Origin of the sequence: Chryseobacterium sp. PMSZPI, assembly GCF_002835665.1 — a bacterium.
In the GTDB taxonomy this organism is placed as follows: domain Bacteria; phylum Bacteroidota; class Bacteroidia; order Flavobacteriales; family Weeksellaceae; genus Chryseobacterium.
Map to the genome: position 1 here is coordinate 21,843 of NZ_PIZV01000015.1, position 14,405 is coordinate 36,247.

Below are 14,405 nucleotides of genomic sequence, written 5' to 3' on the forward strand. Positions count from 1 at the left end.
AATTATTTATCAGCGTCTAACTTATATTTTGCAACGTCGAAACCGAAGTTAAGACCTTTTGAATGCACTAATTCTTCTAGTTCTGTCAAAGATTTTTTACCAAAATTTCTGAATTTCATCAAATCAGACTTACTGTAAGAAACCAATTCTCCAAGAGTTTCTACTTCAGCTGCTTTTAGACAGTTAAGGGCTCTTACAGAAAGATCCATATCTGCTAATTTAGACTTAAGAAGTTGTCTTGTGTGAAGAGTTTCTTCATCGTACTGGATAGATGCTTTTACGGCTTCAGTTTCAAGTGTGATTCTCTCATCAGAGAATAGCATGAAGTGATAAATTAATATCTTAGAAGCTTCTGTTAAAGCATTCTGAGGGCTGATAGACCCGTCAGTTTCTATATCTAATACAAGTTTTTCGTAGTCTGTTTTTTGCTCTACACGATAATTTTCAATGCTATATTGAACTTTCTTAATTGGCGTGAAAATAGAGTCAATAGCAATAGTACCTACCGGTGCATTGTTTGACTTATTCTGTTCTGAAGGAACATAACCTCTACCTTTTTCAATATTGAAGGTAATTTCGAAAGTTACATCAGTATTTAGGTTACAAATCACTAAATCCGGGTTTAATACCTCGAATCCGTTGATCGATTTTCCTAAATCACCAGCAGTAATAATCGTTTGACCTGAAACTTTAGCAACCACCTGCTCATTAGCCTGTCCTTCTGCTGAAGCTTTTAATCTTACCTGCTTTAGGTTAAGAATAATTTCGGTAACGTCTTCGATTACTCCTGGAATAGTTGAAAATTCGTGCTCTACACCTTCTATTTTGATAGATGAAATAGCGTATCCTTCCAGAGAAGAAAGCAACACTCTTCTCAAAGCATTACCGATTGTAAGCCCGAAACCTGGTTCTAAAGGTCTGAATTCAAATTGACCTTTAAATTCATCAGAGTTAAGTAAAATTACTTTATCGGGTTTTATGAATTGTAAAATTGCCATATTATTGGGTTGAGCAAAAATTTGATTAAAAAATTATTTAGAGTAAAGTTCGACGATAAGTTGTTCCTTAATGTCCTCCGGAATTTGGATTCTTTCAGGAGCAGAAACGAAAGTACCTTCTTTCTTCTCATCGTTGAATTGTAACCACTCATAGTTTGACTTAGAAGCCAATGCATTGGTAACAACTTCAAGAGACTTAGACTTTTCTCTTACAGCGATTACATCACCAGCTTTTACCAAGTAAGATGGAATGTTAAGAATTTCTCCGTTCACAGTAATGTGTCTGTGAGAAACTAATTGTCTTGCAGCAGATCTTGTTTTAGCAAAACCTAATCTGTACACTACGTTATCCAATCTTGATTCACAAAGTTGTAATAGAACTTCCCCTGTTACACCTTTACTTCTGTGTGCTTTTTCGAATAAGTTAGCAAACTGTCTTTCTAAAATACCGTAAGTATATTTAGCTTTTTGCTTTTCAGCTAACTGAACTGCGTATTCAGATTTTTTAGCACCTCTTCTTTTGTTAGGACCGTGTTGTCCTGGCGGTTGGTTCTTTCTTTTTTCGAAGTTTTTATCATCTCCGTAGATTGCAGCACCAAACTTTCTAGCAATCTTAGTTTTAGGTCCAATATATCTTGCCATAATGGGTAAATTCTAAAAATTAAACTCTTCTTCTTTTTGGTGGTCTACATCCGTTGTGTGGCATAGGTGTCACATCAACGATTTCGCTAACTTCAATTCCTGAATTGTGGATAGATCTGATTGCAGATTCTCTACCTGCACCAGGTCCTTTCACAAACACCTTTACTCTTCTTAAACCAGCTTCGTGAGCTACAGCAGAGCAATTTTCAGCTGCCATCTGAGCAGCAAATGGAGTATTCTTTTTAGAACCTCTGAATCCCATTTTACCGGCAGAAGCCCAAGAGATAACCTCTCCGTTTTTATTTGTTAAAGAAATGATGATGTTATTGAAAGAAGCTTGAATATGCGCTTCACCAATAGCTTCAACTTTTACTTTTCTTTTTTTAACTACTTTAGTTTGTTTTGCCATAATTCCTAACGATTATTTACTAGCTTTTTTCTTGTTAGCAACAGTTTTTCTCTTCCCTTTACGTGTTCTAGAGTTGTTTTTCGTTCTCTGGCCTCTTAAAGGTAATCCAAGTCTGTGACGTATTCCTCGTTGGCATCCTATGTCCATCAATCTCTTGATGTTCAATTGCACTTCAGATCTCAATTCTCCTTCTACTTTAACGTTTTCAGAGATATATGTTCTGATTGCAGCCAATTCATCGTCATTCCATTCGTTGACTTTCTTGTCTTCGCTGATACCGGCAGCTTTAAGGATTTCAGAAGAAGTACTTCTTCCTACTCCATAGATGTAAGTTAAACCGATAACACCTCTTTTGTTTTTTGGTAAATCAATACCTGCAATTCTCGCCATAATTTAATGTTAACCTTGTCTTTGTTTAAATTTTGGGTTCTTCTTGTTGATTACAAATAGTACACCTTTTCTGCGTACAATCTTGCAATCAGCGCTTCTTTTTTTAATTGATGCTCTTACTTTCATTTTGATAGTATTTATTTTTTACAAATGCCAAATGGAAAGTGTATTCCATTTGGCTAATTGTTTTAATATCTAAATGTGATTCTCCCTTTTGTTAAATCGTAGGGAGACATTTCTAGTTTTACCTTATCACCAGGTAAAAGTTTAATATAGTGCATTCGCATTTTACCAGAAATATGAGCGATAAGAATATGCCCATTTTCTAGTTCTACACGGAACTGAGCGTTCGAAAGTGCTTCCGTTATAACGCCGTCTTGTTCAATATGTTTTTGTTTTGCCATAAATTAATATCCAGTCGTTCTAGACAGTTTAGATTGCATTAAACCATCATAGTGATGGTTCAGCAGATATGTATTAATCTGTTGAACTGTATCTAAAATTACACCCACCATAATCAACAATGATGTTCCCCCGAAAAATAGGGCAAATGCATCTGTCTGAACAAAGCTTCCATGCACAATTGCTGGAAGGACTGCAAAGATAGATAAAAAAATTGCACCTGGCAAGGTAATTTTTGATAAAATATCATCTAAATAATCAGCTGTCTCTTTCCCGGGTCTTACTTTCGGTACTAAACCACCATTTCTCTTCAAATCATCAGCCATTTGGTTTACCGGAATTGTAATTGCAGTATAGAAGAACGAGAAGATAATAATTAATAGCGCAAACAATACATTGTACTGCCAGCTAAAAACATTCTTGAAACCAGCAAGAAAAGTGTTAGACTCATCGAATTTCGTTAATAATCCTGGTACGAACATCAATGCCTGAGCAAAGATAATCGGCATTACACCAGCAGCATTTACTTTCAATGGGATCCATTGTCTTGCACCCTGCATAAGATTTCTGTTTACACCTCCTCTTGCTTGAGCTCTGCTTACATACTGAATTGGAATTTTTCTAACAGCTACTGATAAGATTACTGCTAAAAGAACTACCAACATCCAGAATAATACTTCAATAAGGATCATGATAGATCCCATTCCTCCTTTTCCGTTCTGCACGGCCATCTCCTGAACGAATGCCTCAGGTAATCTTGAAAGGATCCCCACCATAATAAGGATAGAGATACCATTTCCGATTCCCTTATCGGTAATCTTTTCACCTAACCACATTGCAAACACTGAACCACCTACAAGTATCACAATACTTGGTAACCAGAACATGATTGAATTTGGTTCTACAAAATATGCAGACTGGAATTGAGCATATGGTAAGAATAATTGAGTAATAGAAGTTAAGTAAGAAGGTGCCTGTACCAGACAAACCCCGATCGTTAACCATCTTGTAATTTGGTTCAATGTATTTCTACCTGACTCTCCATCTTTCTGAAGCTTCTGAAGATAAGGAATAGCCATCCCCATCAACTGAACAATAATAGAAGCAGAAATATAAGGCATGATTCCTAACGCCATTACGGAAGCGTGGCTGAAAGCTCCCCCCGTAAACGACGAAAGCAAGCCAAGGAGACCTGCTCCTTGCTTGTTACCGCCTTGATTTTTATAATGCTCTAAGAGATCTCCCACCTCTGCAAGGTTAATTGCGGGAAGTGAGATATAAGATGCGAATCTATACACAAGGATAATACCTAAAGTAAAGAGAATTTTATCTCTAAGTTCTTTAAGACTCCAAATATTTTTAAGTGTTTGTATAAATTCTTTCATTAGTAAGTATTATAAGGTAATTGCTTTTCCACCTGCCTTAGCAATAAGCTCTTCAGCAGATTTAGTGAATTTGTCAGCAGAGATTGAAACCGCAGATTTCAATTCTCCTCTACCCATAATTTTCACTAATTCGTTTTTAGAAACGATACCGTTTGCTACTAAAACTTCTTTCGTGATCTCTCCAGTGATGGATTTGTTCTCGATTAAAGTTTGGATAGTATCAAGGTTCACTCCTCTAAACTCTTTTCTGTTTACGTTTTTGAAACCGAATTTAGGTAATCTTCTTTGAAGAGGCATCTGTCCACCTTCGAAACCGATTTTCTGAGAATAACCAGCTCTAGATTTCTGACCTTTGTGACCTTTTGTTGAAGTACCTCCTTTTCCAGTACCCTGTCCTCTACCAATTCTCTTTGAATTGAAAGTAGAACCTGCAGCTGGTTTTATGTTATTTAAATTCATTTTTTTTATTGATTTAAAGATTAATAATTTAAAGGTTAAAAAAATTCCGACTAATATAGAAAGAATATTTTAATCTTTTAATCTTTGAATTTTTTAATTATTTCTGAACTTCAAGTAAATGACTAACTGCAGCTATCATTCCTAAGATAGAAGGAGTAGCTTCATGTTCTACAACTTGGTGAAGTTTCTTTAATCCTAATGCTTCAAGCGTTCTCTTTTGGGTTTTTGTTCTACCAATAGCGCTTCTTACTTGCTTTACTTTAATTGTTGCCATTGTTTTAATTATTAACCGTTAAACACTTTACTTAGAGAAACTCCTCTCATTCTAGCGATCTCTTCAGGTCTTCTGATGTCTAATAACGCTTTGAAAGTAGCTTTCACCACGTTGTGAGGGTTAGAAGATCCTTTAGATTTTGAAAGGATATCGTGAATACCAGCAGATTCCAATACCGCTCTTACCGCACCACCGGCGATAAGTCCTGTACCGTGAGAAGCAGGTCTTAAGAAGATATCTGCACCACCATATCTAGCAGAAGTTTGGTGAGGAATAGTGTGGTTCATTACAGGAACTTTCACAAGGTTTTTCTTAGCGTCTTCAACTGCTTTAGCAATTGCAGAAGCAACCTCTTTAGATTTTCCTAAACCGAAACCGATAACACCATCTTCATTTCCTACTACAACGATAGCAGAAAATCCGAAAGCTCTACCTCCTTTAGTTACTTTTGTTACTCTGTTAACAGCTACGAGACGATCTTTTAATTCTAATCCTCCCGGTTTTACTCTTTCTATATTATCTAGTCCTAACATATTTTCCGAAATTTAATGATTAGAATTTAAGTCCACCTTCTCTCGCACCATCAGCTAGAGCTTTTACTCTACCGTGGTATACGAAACCGTTTCTGTCAAATACAATACTTTCGATTCCTGCAGCGATAGCTTTAGCAGCAATAGCTTTACCAACAGCAGCAGAAACTTCAGTTTTAGTACCTTTAGCGTCTACACCTTTCTCTCTAGAAGAAGCTGATACTAAAGTTTTACCATTTTTATCGTCGATTAACTGAGCGTAAATTTCCTTATTACTTTTGTATACAGATAATCTTGGCAATTCAGAAGAACCAGAGATTTTCCCTCTTACTCTTCTTTTGATTCTTATTCTTTTTTCTAATTTACTTAATGCCATAATACTTATAATTTATTAAGCAGATTTACCAGCTTTACGTCTAACATTTTCACCAACGAATCTTACACCTTTTCCTTTGTATGGCTCAGGCTTTCTGAAAGAACGGATCTTTGCAGTAACCATTCCTAGAAGTTGCTTGTCATGAGACGTTAAAGTAATAATTGGGTTTTTACCTTTTTCAGTCAATGTATCAACTTTTACTTCACTTGGAAGTTCTAATACGATACCGTGAGAGAATCCTAAAGCTAACTCAAGCTTTTGACCTGCGTGAGATGCTCTGTATCCTACCCCTACTAGTTCTAGTTTCTTTTCGAAACCTTCTGAAACACCAACAATCATGTTGTTGATTAACGCTCTGTATAAACCGTGAAGCGCTTTGTGTTGTTTAGAATCAGATGGTCTGTTTACGTTAAGCTCACCATCTTTTTGTTCTAAAGTAATTCCTGCTGTAAGCTCCTGAGAAAGTTCTCCTTTAGCTCCTTTTACAGTTACTACACCGTTATTTTCAGTGATTGTAACTCCAGCTGGAATTGTTATAATTGCTTTACCAATTCTTGACATTTTCCTCTGATTAAAAATTAATAAACATAGCAGATTACTTCACCGCCTACTTTCTCTTCTCTAGCTTTCTTATCAGTCATTACTCCTTTTGAAGTAGAGATGATAGCTATACCCAAACCGTTTAGTACTCTTGGAAGTTCAGCTGAACCTTTGTACTGTCTCAAACCTGGTCTAGAAGCTCTCTGAATAGACTTGATAGCCGGTTTGCTGGTTTGCTTATCATACTTTAAAGCGATTTTGATCAAACCTTGAACAGCGCTATCCTCAAACTTGTAGTTTAAGATATAACCTTGATCAAATAAGATCTTAGTAATCTCCTTTTTGATTTTCGATGCAGGAATTTCCACCACTTTGTGGCCTGCGCTTTGTGCGTTCCTTACTCTTGTTAGGAAATCTGAAATTGGATCTGTTACCATTTTTCTTTTATAAATTATTGGTTAAAGAACAATCAGTTTTGCAAAGACTTGAAGAGTAAAATATCAGACTTCAGAAATCTTCGGTCTGATATTGTTATCTTTAGTATCTGAACAACTTAATTGTCCCGATTTTAATTAGTAATTATTACCAACTAGCTTTTCTTACACCAGGGATAAGACCGTTGTTTGCCATTTCTCTGAAAGTTACTCTGGAAATACCGAACGTTCTCATATATCCTCTTGGTCTACCTGTTAGTTTACATCTGTTGTGTAATCTTACAGGAGAAGCATTTTTAGGCAATTTTTGAAGTCCTTCGTAATCACCTGCTTCTTTAAGAGCTTGTCTTTTAGCAGCGTATTTAGCAACTAGTGCTTCTCTTTTGCGCTCACGCGCTTTCATTGATTCTTTAGCCATTTCTTAGTTCTTTTTAAATGGTAAACCGAAGTGAGTTAATAATGCTTTAGCTTCTTTATCTGTCTTCGCAGTAGTAACGAAAGTGATGTCCATCCCTTGGATTTTTTTCACTTTGTCGATTACGATTTCAGGGAAGATAATCTGCTCAGTAATACCTAAGTTGTAGTTACCTCTACCATCGAAACCATCAGCTTTGATACCAGAGAAATCTCTGATACGTGGCAAAGCAGAAGAAGTAAGTCTATCTAAAAACTCATACATTCTTTGAGCTCTCAATGTTACTTTAGCACCTACAGGCATTCCTTTTCTCAATTTGAATGCAGCTTCGTCTTTCTTAGAGATCGTACCTACTGCTTTCTGACCTGTGATGTTTGTTAACTCTTCTACAGCATAATCAATAATTTTCTTATCTGCAGTAGCATCTCCTAAACCTTGTGATACAACGATTTTCTCTAATTTAGGTACTTGCATGATTGACTTATACCCGAATTCTTCCATCATTGCAGGAACAATCGTTTCTTTATATGCTTTTTTGGGTCTTGCTATAAATTCCATGTGTTAATTCAAATTATAAAGTTTCACCCGTTTTTTTGTTGATTCTTACTTTCTTATCTCCTTCGATTTTGTAACCGATTTTGATAGCTTTTCCGTCTTTACCAACTAAAGCTACGTTTGAGATATGAATAGAAGCTTCTCTTTCAACGATTCCTCCTTGAGGGTTAGAAGCTGAAGGCTTAACGTGTTTTTTGATGATGTTAAGTCCCGCAACAATTACTCTAGGGTCTCTTCCTTCTTTCTTGATCACTTCAATAACTTCACCAGTCTTACCTTTGATATCTTTCTTACCAGTAGTAATGATTACGTTATCTCCTCTTTTTATTTTTAACTTTGACATTTCTTTAAAAAATTTTAAAAATTAAAGTACTTCAGGAGCTAATGAAATGATTTTCATATATTCTTTGTCTCTCAACTCACGAGCAACCGGTCCGAAAACACGAGTTCCTCTCATTTCTCCCGCTGCGTTTAGTAATACACAAGCATTGTCGTCGAATTTGATGTATGAACCATCTTTTCTTCTTACTGCTTTTTTAGTTCTTACTACTACAGCTTTAGATACCTGACCTTTTTTAGCGTTTCCTGATGGTGTAGAATCTTTGATCGTAACAACGATTTTATCACCAACTGAAGCATATCTTCTTCTGGTTCCTCCCAGAACTCTGATAACTAGTACTTCTTTTGCACCTGTATTATCAGCAACTTTTAATCTTGATTCTGTTTGTAACATTATTACTTAGCTTTTTCAATGATTCTTACTAATCTCCATCTCTTGCTCTTACTCAAAGGTCTAGTTTCAGAAATTAAAACTGTATCCCCTTCGTTGCACTCATTGTTCTCGTCGTGTGCAGTATATTTTTTCGTTTTCAAAACGAATTTACCGTACATCGGGTGCTTTACTCTTGTAGTTTCACTAACAACAATAGTTTTTTCCATTTTATTGCTGGAAACCACTCCGATTCTTTCTTTTCTTAAATTTCTATCCATTGTAAAATGAAATTATTGTTTGTTAGTTAACTCAGTGTTTAGTCTTGCGATTGTTCTTCTCAAATCTTTGATTTGAATCGGGTTTTCAATTGGGCTGATTGCATGAGCCAATTTCAATTTAGAATATTGAGCTTTTGCTTCAGCTAATTGAGCTTGAATATCACCCGCGCTTAAATTTTTAATATCAGCATTTTTCATTGTATTCAAAGATTATAGAGGTTTAACAAAATCGTTAGCAACGATGAATTTAGTAACTACTGGTAATTTTTGTGCCGCAAGTCTAAGAGCTTCTTTCGCTACTTCGTAAGGAACACCTCCTACTTCGAACATAATTTTACCTGGCTTTACTACAGCTACCCAATATTCAACAGCACCTTTACCTTTACCCATACGTACTTCCGCTGGTTTTTTAGTAATTGGCTTGTCTGGGAAGATTTTGATCCATAGTTGACCTTCTCTCTTCATATATCTTGTCGCAGCGATACGAGCCGCTTCAATTTGTCTTGCAGTGATCCAAGCTCCTTCCGTTGCTTTGATCCCAAAAGTTCCGTATGCAAGTTGACTACCTCTTTGGGCATTCCCCTTCATCTTCATCTTGTGAACTCTACGGAATTTGGTTCTTTTTGGTTGTAACATAATTTCTAAATTTTAGATTTTAGATTTTAGATTTTAGATTTTTTTTAATTTTAAAAAAGTAACGGTAATTTAAAATTCAAAATTTCTAATCTAAAATTTTAATTATTATTGTTATTGTTGTTGTTTTTTCTAGGTCTTCTGTTGTCTCTGTCTCCTCCTCTGTTTCCTCTGTCTGACTGACCTCCTTTTTTCTGTTGTCCCACTAGTGGAGAAAGTTCTCTTTTACCGTAAACTTCACCTTTCATGATCCAAACTTTTACACCTAGTCTACCGTAAGTAGTGTGAGCTTCTGCCCAGTGGTAATCGATATCAGCTCTGAAAGTTGACAATGGAATTCTTCCTTCTTTGAAAGATTCTGATCTTGCCATTTCAGCTCCGTTCAATCTACCAGAGATCTGAACTTTGATACCTTCAGCACCCATTCTCATAGTACTTGCCATTGCCATTTTAACAGCTCTTCTGTAAGAAATTCTGTTTTCAATTTGCTTAGAAATACTATCAGCAACTAGTACAGCATCTAATTCAGGTCTTTTGATTTCGAAAATGTTGATTTGAATATCCTTACCTGTAAGTTTCTTCAATTCTTCTTTCAATTTATCAACTTCCTGACCTCCTTTACCGATGATAAGTCCCGGTCTAGCAGTAGTAATTGTAACTGTTACTAATTTAAGTGTTCTTTCAATAAAGATTTTTGAAATACCACCTTTAGATAATCTAGCCTCAAGGTATCTTCTGATTTTGTAGTCTTCAGCGATTCTGTCTCCATAATCGTTTCCACCAAACCAGTTAGAATCCCATCCTCTGATGATACCTAATCTATTACCAATTGGATTTGTCTTCTGTCCCATACCTTGATTAATTTTCTTTATTACCTAAGATTAATGTAACGTGGTTAGATCTTTTTCTGATTCTATACCCTCTTCCTTGTGGAGCTGGTCTTAGTCTCTTCAATTGTCTTGCACTATCCACGAAGATTTCTTTAACGATAAGGTTAGCTTCTTCGATATCCGCACCTTCGTTTTTAGTCTGCCAGTTTGCCATAGCAGAAAGAAGTAATTTCTCTAATTTGTTAGATGCTTCTTTTTTAGAATATTTAAGGATATAAAGAGCTTTATCTACCTGCTCTCCTCTAATGATATCAGCAACTAATCTCATTTTTCTTGGAGAAGACGGGCAATTATTTAATGAAGCTTTTACAACGTCTTTGTTAGCTTCTTTTCTTGCGATTGAACTATCTTGTTTTCTTGATCCCATGATTATCTGCTTCCTTTGTTTTTGTTACCACCATGACCTCTGAAAGATCTTGTTGGAGAAAATTCGCCTAACTTGTGACCAACCATGTTTTCTGTAACGTAAACTGGGATAAAAGATTTCCCGTTGTGTACAGCAATAGTTTGTCCTACGAAGTCCGGAGAGATCATCGATGCTCTAGACCAAGTTTTGATAACTGTCTTCTTACCAGACTCTATATTTGCCTGAACCTTCTTATCTAAAGTATGATGAATGAACGGTCCTTTCTTAAGTGATCTTGCCATAATTATTTTCTTTTAGATACGATGTAACGGTTAGACACTTTGTTTTTCTTTCTAGTTTTGTAACCTTTAGCCGGTTTACCGTTTCTAGATCTTGGGTGACCTCCAGAAGAACGTCCTTCACCACCTCCCATTGGGTGATCAACCGGGTTCATTACAACCGCTCTTGTTCTTGGTCTTCTACCTAACCATCTGCTTCTACCAGCCTTACCTGATACAGTTAATTGGTGATCTGAGTTGGAAACTGATCCAATCATTGCATAACATTCAGTAAGGATCATTCTTGATTCTCCTGAAGGCAATTTGATGATTGCATATTTACCATCTCTAGAAGTTAATTGAGCTGAAGAACCAGCACTTCTTGCTAAAATAGCACCTTGACCAGGTTTCATTTCAACACAAGAAATAACAGTACCTAAAGGAATGTTTTTCAACTTCATTGCGTTACCTACATTTGGTTCTACGCTATCACCAGAAATTACTTTCTGATCAACTTTGATACCGTTTGGAGCGATGATATATCTCTTCTCTCCATCTGCGTACTCTAATAAAGCGATAAATGCAGTTCTGTTTGGATCGTACTCTACAGATTTTACAGTTGCTTCAACGTTTGCTTTGTTTCTTTTGAAGTCAATAATTCTGTATTTCTTTTTGTGTCCACCTCCGGTGTAACGCATGGTCATTTTACCTGTTTGGTTACGTCCACCTGACTTTTTAATACCAACTGTTAGAGATTTCTCTGGTTTGTTGGTAGTAATTTCCTCAAAATTGTTTACAATTCTGAATCTCTGTCCCGGGGTGATAGGTTTTAATTTTCTAACAGACATTACTATTATTTATAATTAATAATTAATTTACAGCAAAAATATCGATAACCTCACCTTCAGCAAGTTTGATTACCGCTTTTTTCAATTTGTTTGTCTTTCCTACTTGAAGACCTTTTTTAGTGTATTTTGAAGAAACCTTCGGAGCATAAATCATTGTGTTAACGTCTGCTACTTTTACACCGTAAGCTGCTTCAACAGCCTTTTTGATCTCGATCTTATTCGCCTTAGGGTTTACTAAGAAAGAATAAGTACCTCTTAAATCTGTAAGGTAGTTAGCCTTTTCTGAAATAACTGGTTTAATAATAACTGACATGACTTATTTCTTTAAATTTTCCTGGAATTTTTCAACTGCACCTTCGAAGAAAATAATCTCACCAGCGTTTACTAAATCGTAAGAACTGATCTCGTTGAAGTTCATTACTTTAGCTTTAGGTAAGTTTCTTGAAGATAAATACACATTCTTGTTAGCTTCAGGAAGAACGAATAAAGATTTTTTACCGTTAAGTTCCAATGCATTCAATACATTGATGAAATCTTTAGTCTTAGGAGCAGCAAAGCTCATATCTTCTAAAACTTTAATGCTGTTGTCTCTCATTTTTTGAGATAAAACAGATTTTTTAGCTAATCTCTTAAGAGCTTTGTTCAATTTGAATCTGTAGTCTCTTGGTTTTGGTCCGAATACTCTACCTCCACCTCTGAATACTGGAGATTTGATATCACCATATCTAGCAGATCCTGATCCTTTTTGCTTCTTAAGCTTTTTAGTAGAAGCAGTAATTTCGCTTCTTTCTTTTGCTTTATGAGTACCTTGTCTTTGAGCAGCAAGATACTGTTTAACTTCTAAGTAAACCGCGTGCTGATTTGGCTCAATTCCGAATACTGTTTCGTCTAGAGTTACTTTTCTTCCGGTCTCTTTTCCTGATGTATTTAATACTACTAGTTCCATTTTCTGATAATTACATAAGAATTTTTAGCTCCCGGAACAGCACCTTTTACTACTAAAAGATTTTGTTCTTGATCAACTTTTAACACTTGAAGGTTTTGAACAGTTACCTGCTTACCTCCCATTCTTCCAGCCATTCTCATCCCTTTGAATACTCTTGAAGGGTCTGAACCAGCACCGATAGAACCTGGAGCTCTAAGTCTGTTGTGCTGACCATGAGTTGCCTGCATTACACCTCCAAATCCGTGTCTTTTAACAACACCCTGGAAGCCTTTACCTTTTGAAGTTCCTGTTACATCAACATATTCACCTTCAGCGAATAAATCAACTTTTACTTCTTCTCCTACTTTTACTTCATCAACGAACTCTCTGTAGAATTCCACTAATTTAGCTTTAGGAGCAGAACCAGCCTTTTTAAAATGACCAGCTAACGCTTTACCAACGTTCTTCTCACTCTTGTCATCGAAACCTAATTGAACAGCTTTATAACCGTCTTTTTCTAAGGTTCTGACCTGTAAAACCGAGCATGGACCAGCTTGGATAACTGTACAAGGAATGTTTTTTCCTTCTTCGTTAAACAAAGATGTCATACCGATTTTTTTACCAATAATACCTGACATTGTTTATATTATAATAAAATTTATCCTTTATTTATCACCATTTTTCGGAAGTCTGAAGTAATTTCTACTTTTGATATAGGCATACTACGCCCCTAAAATGAGTGTGCAAATCTACGAATAATTTTGTAACTGACAAATGTTTTGATTAAAATATTTTGATTTTTAATCATTTAGCAACGACAACCAAAAAAAACAGTCAAAACTCTGACATGATTCTTTGAAATCTGAAAGAAAATCATTACTACATTTTTTTTAAGAACAAGATTTTCATATTTTTTCAAACTTATCTTAATTGGATAAAAAAAACCACTTATTATATAAGCAGTCTCTTTTCTATAATTATTTAAAATAAGGATTAATTGACAATAACGTTCACCCCTACTTCTTCAAGCTTTTCAATATCCTCATTAAGGATCCCTTTGTCCGTAATCAGATAATCTATTTTATCCAGGGAAGCAATTTTACCAAATCCTTTCTTATTGAGTTTGGAAGAATCCGCAAGAATAACGGTCTGATCTGCGCATTCAATCATTACCTGATTCAAATGAGCCTCTGCCGCATTGGAAGTACTGATTCCGAATTCCGGATCAATTCCATCCACCCCCAGAAAAAGCTTATTGCAAGAAAATTGTTTCAAAATCCCTTCAGAAATAGATCCAACTATAGAAGTAGAACTTTTTCTGACCTCTCCTCCTAATTGAATAATATTGATATTAGGATTATTACACAATTCAATAGCTACTCTTAAAGAAGATGTCAAAACAGTAAGCGGGCCAAAATTCACCAACATTCTTGCAAGATAATGCATCGTGGTTCCCGATGCCAGAATAATGCAATCGTTTTCCTGAATCAAAGACAATGCTGCTTTTGCAATCGCTTGCTTGGCCTCCACATTAATATTTTCTTTCTCACCTACGTTTTTCTCATAAGCATATCTCACCTGCTTACTTGCTCCTCCATGATTACGAAAAAGAAGCCCCAGACTTTCAAGATAGTTCAAATCCTTTCGGATCGTAACCGAAGATACATTGAACTTTTCACACAAATC

At 35.8% G+C, this 14,405-nt stretch carries 28 protein-coding genes; all 28 read right to left on the bottom strand.

Features of this window, described 5'->3' with window-relative positions; genetic code table 11:
- Positions 1-2: 2 nt before the first annotated feature.
- A complete protein-coding gene (locus CW752_RS03660) occupies positions 3-998 on the bottom strand; it encodes a DNA-directed RNA polymerase subunit alpha (protein ID WP_066695982.1) in 996 nt (331 codons plus the stop codon).
- A 33-nt stretch (positions 999-1,031) separates the two neighbouring features.
- Positions 1,032-1,640 (bottom strand): 30S ribosomal protein S4, encoded by a 609-nt coding sequence (gene rpsD, locus CW752_RS03665; RefSeq protein WP_101238439.1) that lies wholly within the window; start codon positions 1,638-1,640, stop codon positions 1,032-1,034.
- A 19-nt stretch (positions 1,641-1,659) separates the two neighbouring features.
- A complete protein-coding gene (rpsK, locus tag CW752_RS03670) occupies positions 1,660-2,049 on the bottom strand; it encodes a 30S ribosomal protein S11 (protein ID WP_034694697.1) in 390 nt (129 codons plus the stop codon).
- Between the two features lie 12 nt (positions 2,050-2,061).
- The gene (gene rpsM, locus CW752_RS03675; protein WP_002983260.1) at positions 2,062-2,439 is read right to left on the bottom strand and encodes a 30S ribosomal protein S13; all 378 of its coding nucleotides are present in this window, start codon (positions 2,437-2,439) and stop codon (positions 2,062-2,064) included.
- A 9-nt stretch (positions 2,440-2,448) separates the two neighbouring features.
- Positions 2,449-2,565 carry a 50S ribosomal protein L36 gene (gene rpmJ / locus CW752_RS03680; RefSeq protein WP_007839480.1) on the bottom strand — a complete coding sequence of 39 codons (117 nt, stop codon included), beginning with the start codon at positions 2,563-2,565 and terminating at the stop codon, positions 2,449-2,451.
- Positions 2,566-2,627: 62 nt separating this feature from the next.
- A complete protein-coding gene (gene infA / locus CW752_RS03685; protein WP_034684855.1) occupies positions 2,628-2,843 on the bottom strand; it encodes a translation initiation factor IF-1 in 216 nt (71 codons plus the stop codon).
- Between the two features lie 3 nt (positions 2,844-2,846).
- Complete coding sequence (secY, locus tag CW752_RS03690) at positions 2,847-4,226, bottom strand: preprotein translocase subunit SecY (RefSeq protein WP_027371708.1); 1,380 nt, start codon at positions 4,224-4,226, stop codon at positions 2,847-2,849.
- Between the two features lie 9 nt (positions 4,227-4,235).
- Complete coding sequence (gene rplO, locus CW752_RS03695; RefSeq protein WP_101238440.1) at positions 4,236-4,685, bottom strand: 50S ribosomal protein L15; 450 nt, start codon at positions 4,683-4,685, stop codon at positions 4,236-4,238.
- 97 nt (positions 4,686-4,782) lie between these two features.
- Positions 4,783-4,959 (bottom strand): 50S ribosomal protein L30, encoded by a 177-nt coding sequence (gene rpmD, locus CW752_RS03700; RefSeq protein ID WP_029297759.1) that lies wholly within the window; start codon positions 4,957-4,959, stop codon positions 4,783-4,785.
- Between the two features lie 11 nt (positions 4,960-4,970).
- Entirely contained in the window at positions 4,971-5,492 is a 522-nt protein-coding gene (gene rpsE, locus CW752_RS03705; protein WP_101238441.1) for a 30S ribosomal protein S5, read from the bottom strand.
- Between the two features lie 19 nt (positions 5,493-5,511).
- On the bottom strand, positions 5,512-5,865 hold the full coding sequence (rplR, locus tag CW752_RS03710; RefSeq protein ID WP_002983242.1) for a 50S ribosomal protein L18: 354 nt from the start codon (positions 5,863-5,865) through the stop codon (positions 5,512-5,514).
- Positions 5,866-5,880: 15 nt separating this feature from the next.
- Positions 5,881-6,426 carry a 50S ribosomal protein L6 gene (gene rplF, locus CW752_RS03715; RefSeq protein ID WP_065400325.1) on the bottom strand — a complete coding sequence of 182 codons (546 nt, stop codon included), beginning with the start codon at positions 6,424-6,426 and terminating at the stop codon, positions 5,881-5,883.
- 17 nt (positions 6,427-6,443) lie between these two features.
- Positions 6,444-6,842: a 30S ribosomal protein S8 gene (rpsH, locus tag CW752_RS03720; RefSeq protein ID WP_101238442.1), complete on the bottom strand. Its 399-nt coding sequence runs from the start codon at positions 6,840-6,842 to the stop codon at positions 6,444-6,446.
- 145 nt (positions 6,843-6,987) lie between these two features.
- A complete protein-coding gene (rpsN, locus tag CW752_RS03725) occupies positions 6,988-7,257 on the bottom strand; it encodes a 30S ribosomal protein S14 (protein ID WP_002983233.1) in 270 nt (89 codons plus the stop codon).
- A 3-nt stretch (positions 7,258-7,260) separates the two neighbouring features.
- Complete coding sequence (gene rplE / locus CW752_RS03730; RefSeq protein ID WP_101238443.1) at positions 7,261-7,812, bottom strand: 50S ribosomal protein L5; 552 nt, start codon at positions 7,810-7,812, stop codon at positions 7,261-7,263.
- Between the two features lie 13 nt (positions 7,813-7,825).
- A complete protein-coding gene (gene rplX / locus CW752_RS03735; protein WP_047096816.1) occupies positions 7,826-8,152 on the bottom strand; it encodes a 50S ribosomal protein L24 in 327 nt (108 codons plus the stop codon).
- Between the two features lie 21 nt (positions 8,153-8,173).
- Complete coding sequence (rplN, locus tag CW752_RS03740) at positions 8,174-8,542, bottom strand: 50S ribosomal protein L14 (RefSeq protein ID WP_002983226.1); 369 nt, start codon at positions 8,540-8,542, stop codon at positions 8,174-8,176.
- A gap of 2 nt (positions 8,543-8,544) precedes the next feature.
- A complete protein-coding gene (gene rpsQ / locus CW752_RS03745) occupies positions 8,545-8,799 on the bottom strand; it encodes a 30S ribosomal protein S17 (protein WP_034678021.1) in 255 nt (84 codons plus the stop codon).
- Positions 8,800-8,811: 12 nt separating this feature from the next.
- Positions 8,812-8,997 carry a 50S ribosomal protein L29 gene (gene rpmC, locus CW752_RS03750; protein ID WP_101238444.1) on the bottom strand — a complete coding sequence of 62 codons (186 nt, stop codon included), beginning with the start codon at positions 8,995-8,997 and terminating at the stop codon, positions 8,812-8,814.
- A 12-nt stretch (positions 8,998-9,009) separates the two neighbouring features.
- Complete coding sequence (gene rplP, locus CW752_RS03755; protein ID WP_002983219.1) at positions 9,010-9,435, bottom strand: 50S ribosomal protein L16; 426 nt, start codon at positions 9,433-9,435, stop codon at positions 9,010-9,012.
- A 98-nt stretch (positions 9,436-9,533) separates the two neighbouring features.
- The gene (gene rpsC, locus CW752_RS03760) at positions 9,534-10,283 is read right to left on the bottom strand and encodes a 30S ribosomal protein S3 (RefSeq protein ID WP_027371718.1); all 750 of its coding nucleotides are present in this window, start codon (positions 10,281-10,283) and stop codon (positions 9,534-9,536) included.
- 7 nt (positions 10,284-10,290) lie between these two features.
- Positions 10,291-10,689, bottom strand: a complete 399-nt coding sequence (gene rplV / locus CW752_RS03765; RefSeq protein ID WP_007839512.1) for a 50S ribosomal protein L22 — start codon at positions 10,687-10,689, stop codon at positions 10,291-10,293.
- A 2-nt stretch (positions 10,690-10,691) separates the two neighbouring features.
- Complete coding sequence (gene rpsS, locus CW752_RS03770; RefSeq protein WP_002983209.1) at positions 10,692-10,970, bottom strand: 30S ribosomal protein S19; 279 nt, start codon at positions 10,968-10,970, stop codon at positions 10,692-10,694.
- A gap of 2 nt (positions 10,971-10,972) precedes the next feature.
- Positions 10,973-11,794, bottom strand: coding sequence for a 50S ribosomal protein L2 (gene rplB / locus CW752_RS03775; RefSeq protein WP_101238445.1), 822 nt, complete (start codon positions 11,792-11,794; stop codon positions 10,973-10,975).
- Positions 11,795-11,816: 22 nt separating this feature from the next.
- Positions 11,817-12,107, bottom strand: coding sequence for a 50S ribosomal protein L23 (rplW, locus tag CW752_RS03780; protein ID WP_045491154.1), 291 nt, complete (start codon positions 12,105-12,107; stop codon positions 11,817-11,819).
- A 3-nt stretch (positions 12,108-12,110) separates the two neighbouring features.
- Positions 12,111-12,740: a 50S ribosomal protein L4 gene (gene rplD / locus CW752_RS03785; RefSeq protein WP_002983197.1), complete on the bottom strand. Its 630-nt coding sequence runs from the start codon at positions 12,738-12,740 to the stop codon at positions 12,111-12,113.
- The gene (rplC, locus tag CW752_RS03790; RefSeq protein WP_002983195.1) at positions 12,731-13,357 is read right to left on the bottom strand and encodes a 50S ribosomal protein L3; all 627 of its coding nucleotides are present in this window, start codon (positions 13,355-13,357) and stop codon (positions 12,731-12,733) included. Before rplC ends, rplD begins: the two co-directional genes overlap by 10 nt.
- A gap of 355 nt (positions 13,358-13,712) precedes the next feature.
- Positions 13,713-14,405 (bottom strand): DeoR/GlpR family DNA-binding transcription regulator (locus CW752_RS03795; RefSeq protein ID WP_101238447.1); only part of this gene is annotated, 693 nt, incomplete at its 5' end.

Excerpts from the sequence above, each read along its gene's own strand:
- CW752_RS03660 (WP_066695982.1), bottom strand. The coding sequence starts at position 998 with ATGGCAATTTTACAATTCATAAAACCCGATAAAGTAATTTTACTTAAC.
- rpsD (WP_101238439.1), bottom strand. The coding sequence starts at position 1,640 with ATGGCAAGATATATTGGACCTAAAACTAAGATTGCTAGAAAGTTTGGT.
- rpsK (WP_034694697.1), bottom strand. The coding sequence starts at position 2,049 with ATGGCAAAACAAACTAAAGTAGTTAAAAAAAGAAAAGTAAAAGTTGAA.
- rpsM (WP_002983260.1), bottom strand. The coding sequence starts at position 2,439 with ATGGCGAGAATTGCAGGTATTGATTTACCAAAAAACAAAAGAGGTGTT.
- rpmJ (WP_007839480.1), bottom strand. The coding sequence starts at position 2,565 with ATGAAAGTAAGAGCATCAATTAAAAAAAGAAGCGCTGATTGCAAGATT.
- infA (WP_034684855.1), bottom strand. The coding sequence starts at position 2,843 with ATGGCAAAACAAAAACATATTGAACAAGACGGCGTTATAACGGAAGCA.
- secY (WP_027371708.1), bottom strand. The coding sequence starts at position 4,226 with ATGAAAGAATTTATACAAACACTTAAAAATATTTGGAGTCTTAAAGAA.
- rplO (WP_101238440.1), bottom strand. The coding sequence starts at position 4,685 with ATGAATTTAAATAACATAAAACCAGCTGCAGGTTCTACTTTCAATTCA.
- rpmD (WP_029297759.1), bottom strand. The coding sequence starts at position 4,959 with ATGGCAACAATTAAAGTAAAGCAAGTAAGAAGCGCTATTGGTAGAACA.
- rpsE (WP_101238441.1), bottom strand. The coding sequence starts at position 5,492 with ATGTTAGGACTAGATAATATAGAAAGAGTAAAACCGGGAGGATTAGAA.
- rplR (WP_002983242.1), bottom strand. The coding sequence starts at position 5,865 with ATGGCATTAAGTAAATTAGAAAAAAGAATAAGAATCAAAAGAAGAGTA.
- rplF (WP_065400325.1), bottom strand. The coding sequence starts at position 6,426 with ATGTCAAGAATTGGTAAAGCAATTATAACAATTCCAGCTGGAGTTACA.
- rpsH (WP_101238442.1), bottom strand. The coding sequence starts at position 6,842 with ATGGTAACAGATCCAATTTCAGATTTCCTAACAAGAGTAAGGAACGCA.
- rpsN (WP_002983233.1), bottom strand. The coding sequence starts at position 7,257 with ATGGCTAAAGAATCAATGAAAGCGCGTGAGCGCAAAAGAGAAGCACTA.
- rplE (WP_101238443.1), bottom strand. The coding sequence starts at position 7,812 with ATGGAATTTATAGCAAGACCCAAAAAAGCATATAAAGAAACGATTGTT.
- rplX (WP_047096816.1), bottom strand. The coding sequence starts at position 8,152 with ATGTCAAAGTTAAAAATAAAAAGAGGAGATAACGTAATCATTACTACT.
- rplN (WP_002983226.1), bottom strand. The coding sequence starts at position 8,542 with ATGTTACAAACAGAATCAAGATTAAAAGTTGCTGATAATACAGGTGCA.
- rpsQ (WP_034678021.1), bottom strand. The coding sequence starts at position 8,799 with ATGGATAGAAATTTAAGAAAAGAAAGAATCGGAGTGGTTTCCAGCAAT.
- rpmC (WP_101238444.1), bottom strand. The coding sequence starts at position 8,997 with ATGAAAAATGCTGATATTAAAAATTTAAGCGCGGGTGATATTCAAGCT.
- rplP (WP_002983219.1), bottom strand. The coding sequence starts at position 9,435 with ATGTTACAACCAAAAAGAACCAAATTCCGTAGAGTTCACAAGATGAAG.
- rpsC (WP_027371718.1), bottom strand. The coding sequence starts at position 10,283 with ATGGGACAGAAGACAAATCCAATTGGTAATAGATTAGGTATCATCAGA.
- rplV (WP_007839512.1), bottom strand. The coding sequence starts at position 10,689 with ATGGGATCAAGAAAACAAGATAGTTCAATCGCAAGAAAAGAAGCTAAC.
- rpsS (WP_002983209.1), bottom strand. The coding sequence starts at position 10,970 with ATGGCAAGATCACTTAAGAAAGGACCGTTCATTCATCATACTTTAGAT.
- rplB (WP_101238445.1), bottom strand. The coding sequence starts at position 11,794 with ATGTCTGTTAGAAAATTAAAACCTATCACCCCGGGACAGAGATTCAGA.
- rplW (WP_045491154.1), bottom strand. The coding sequence starts at position 12,107 with ATGTCAGTTATTATTAAACCAGTTATTTCAGAAAAGGCTAACTACCTT.
- rplD (WP_002983197.1), bottom strand. The coding sequence starts at position 12,740 with ATGGAACTAGTAGTATTAAATACATCAGGAAAAGAGACCGGAAGAAAA.
- rplC (WP_002983195.1), bottom strand. The coding sequence starts at position 13,357 with ATGTCAGGTATTATTGGTAAAAAAATCGGTATGACATCTTTGTTTAAC.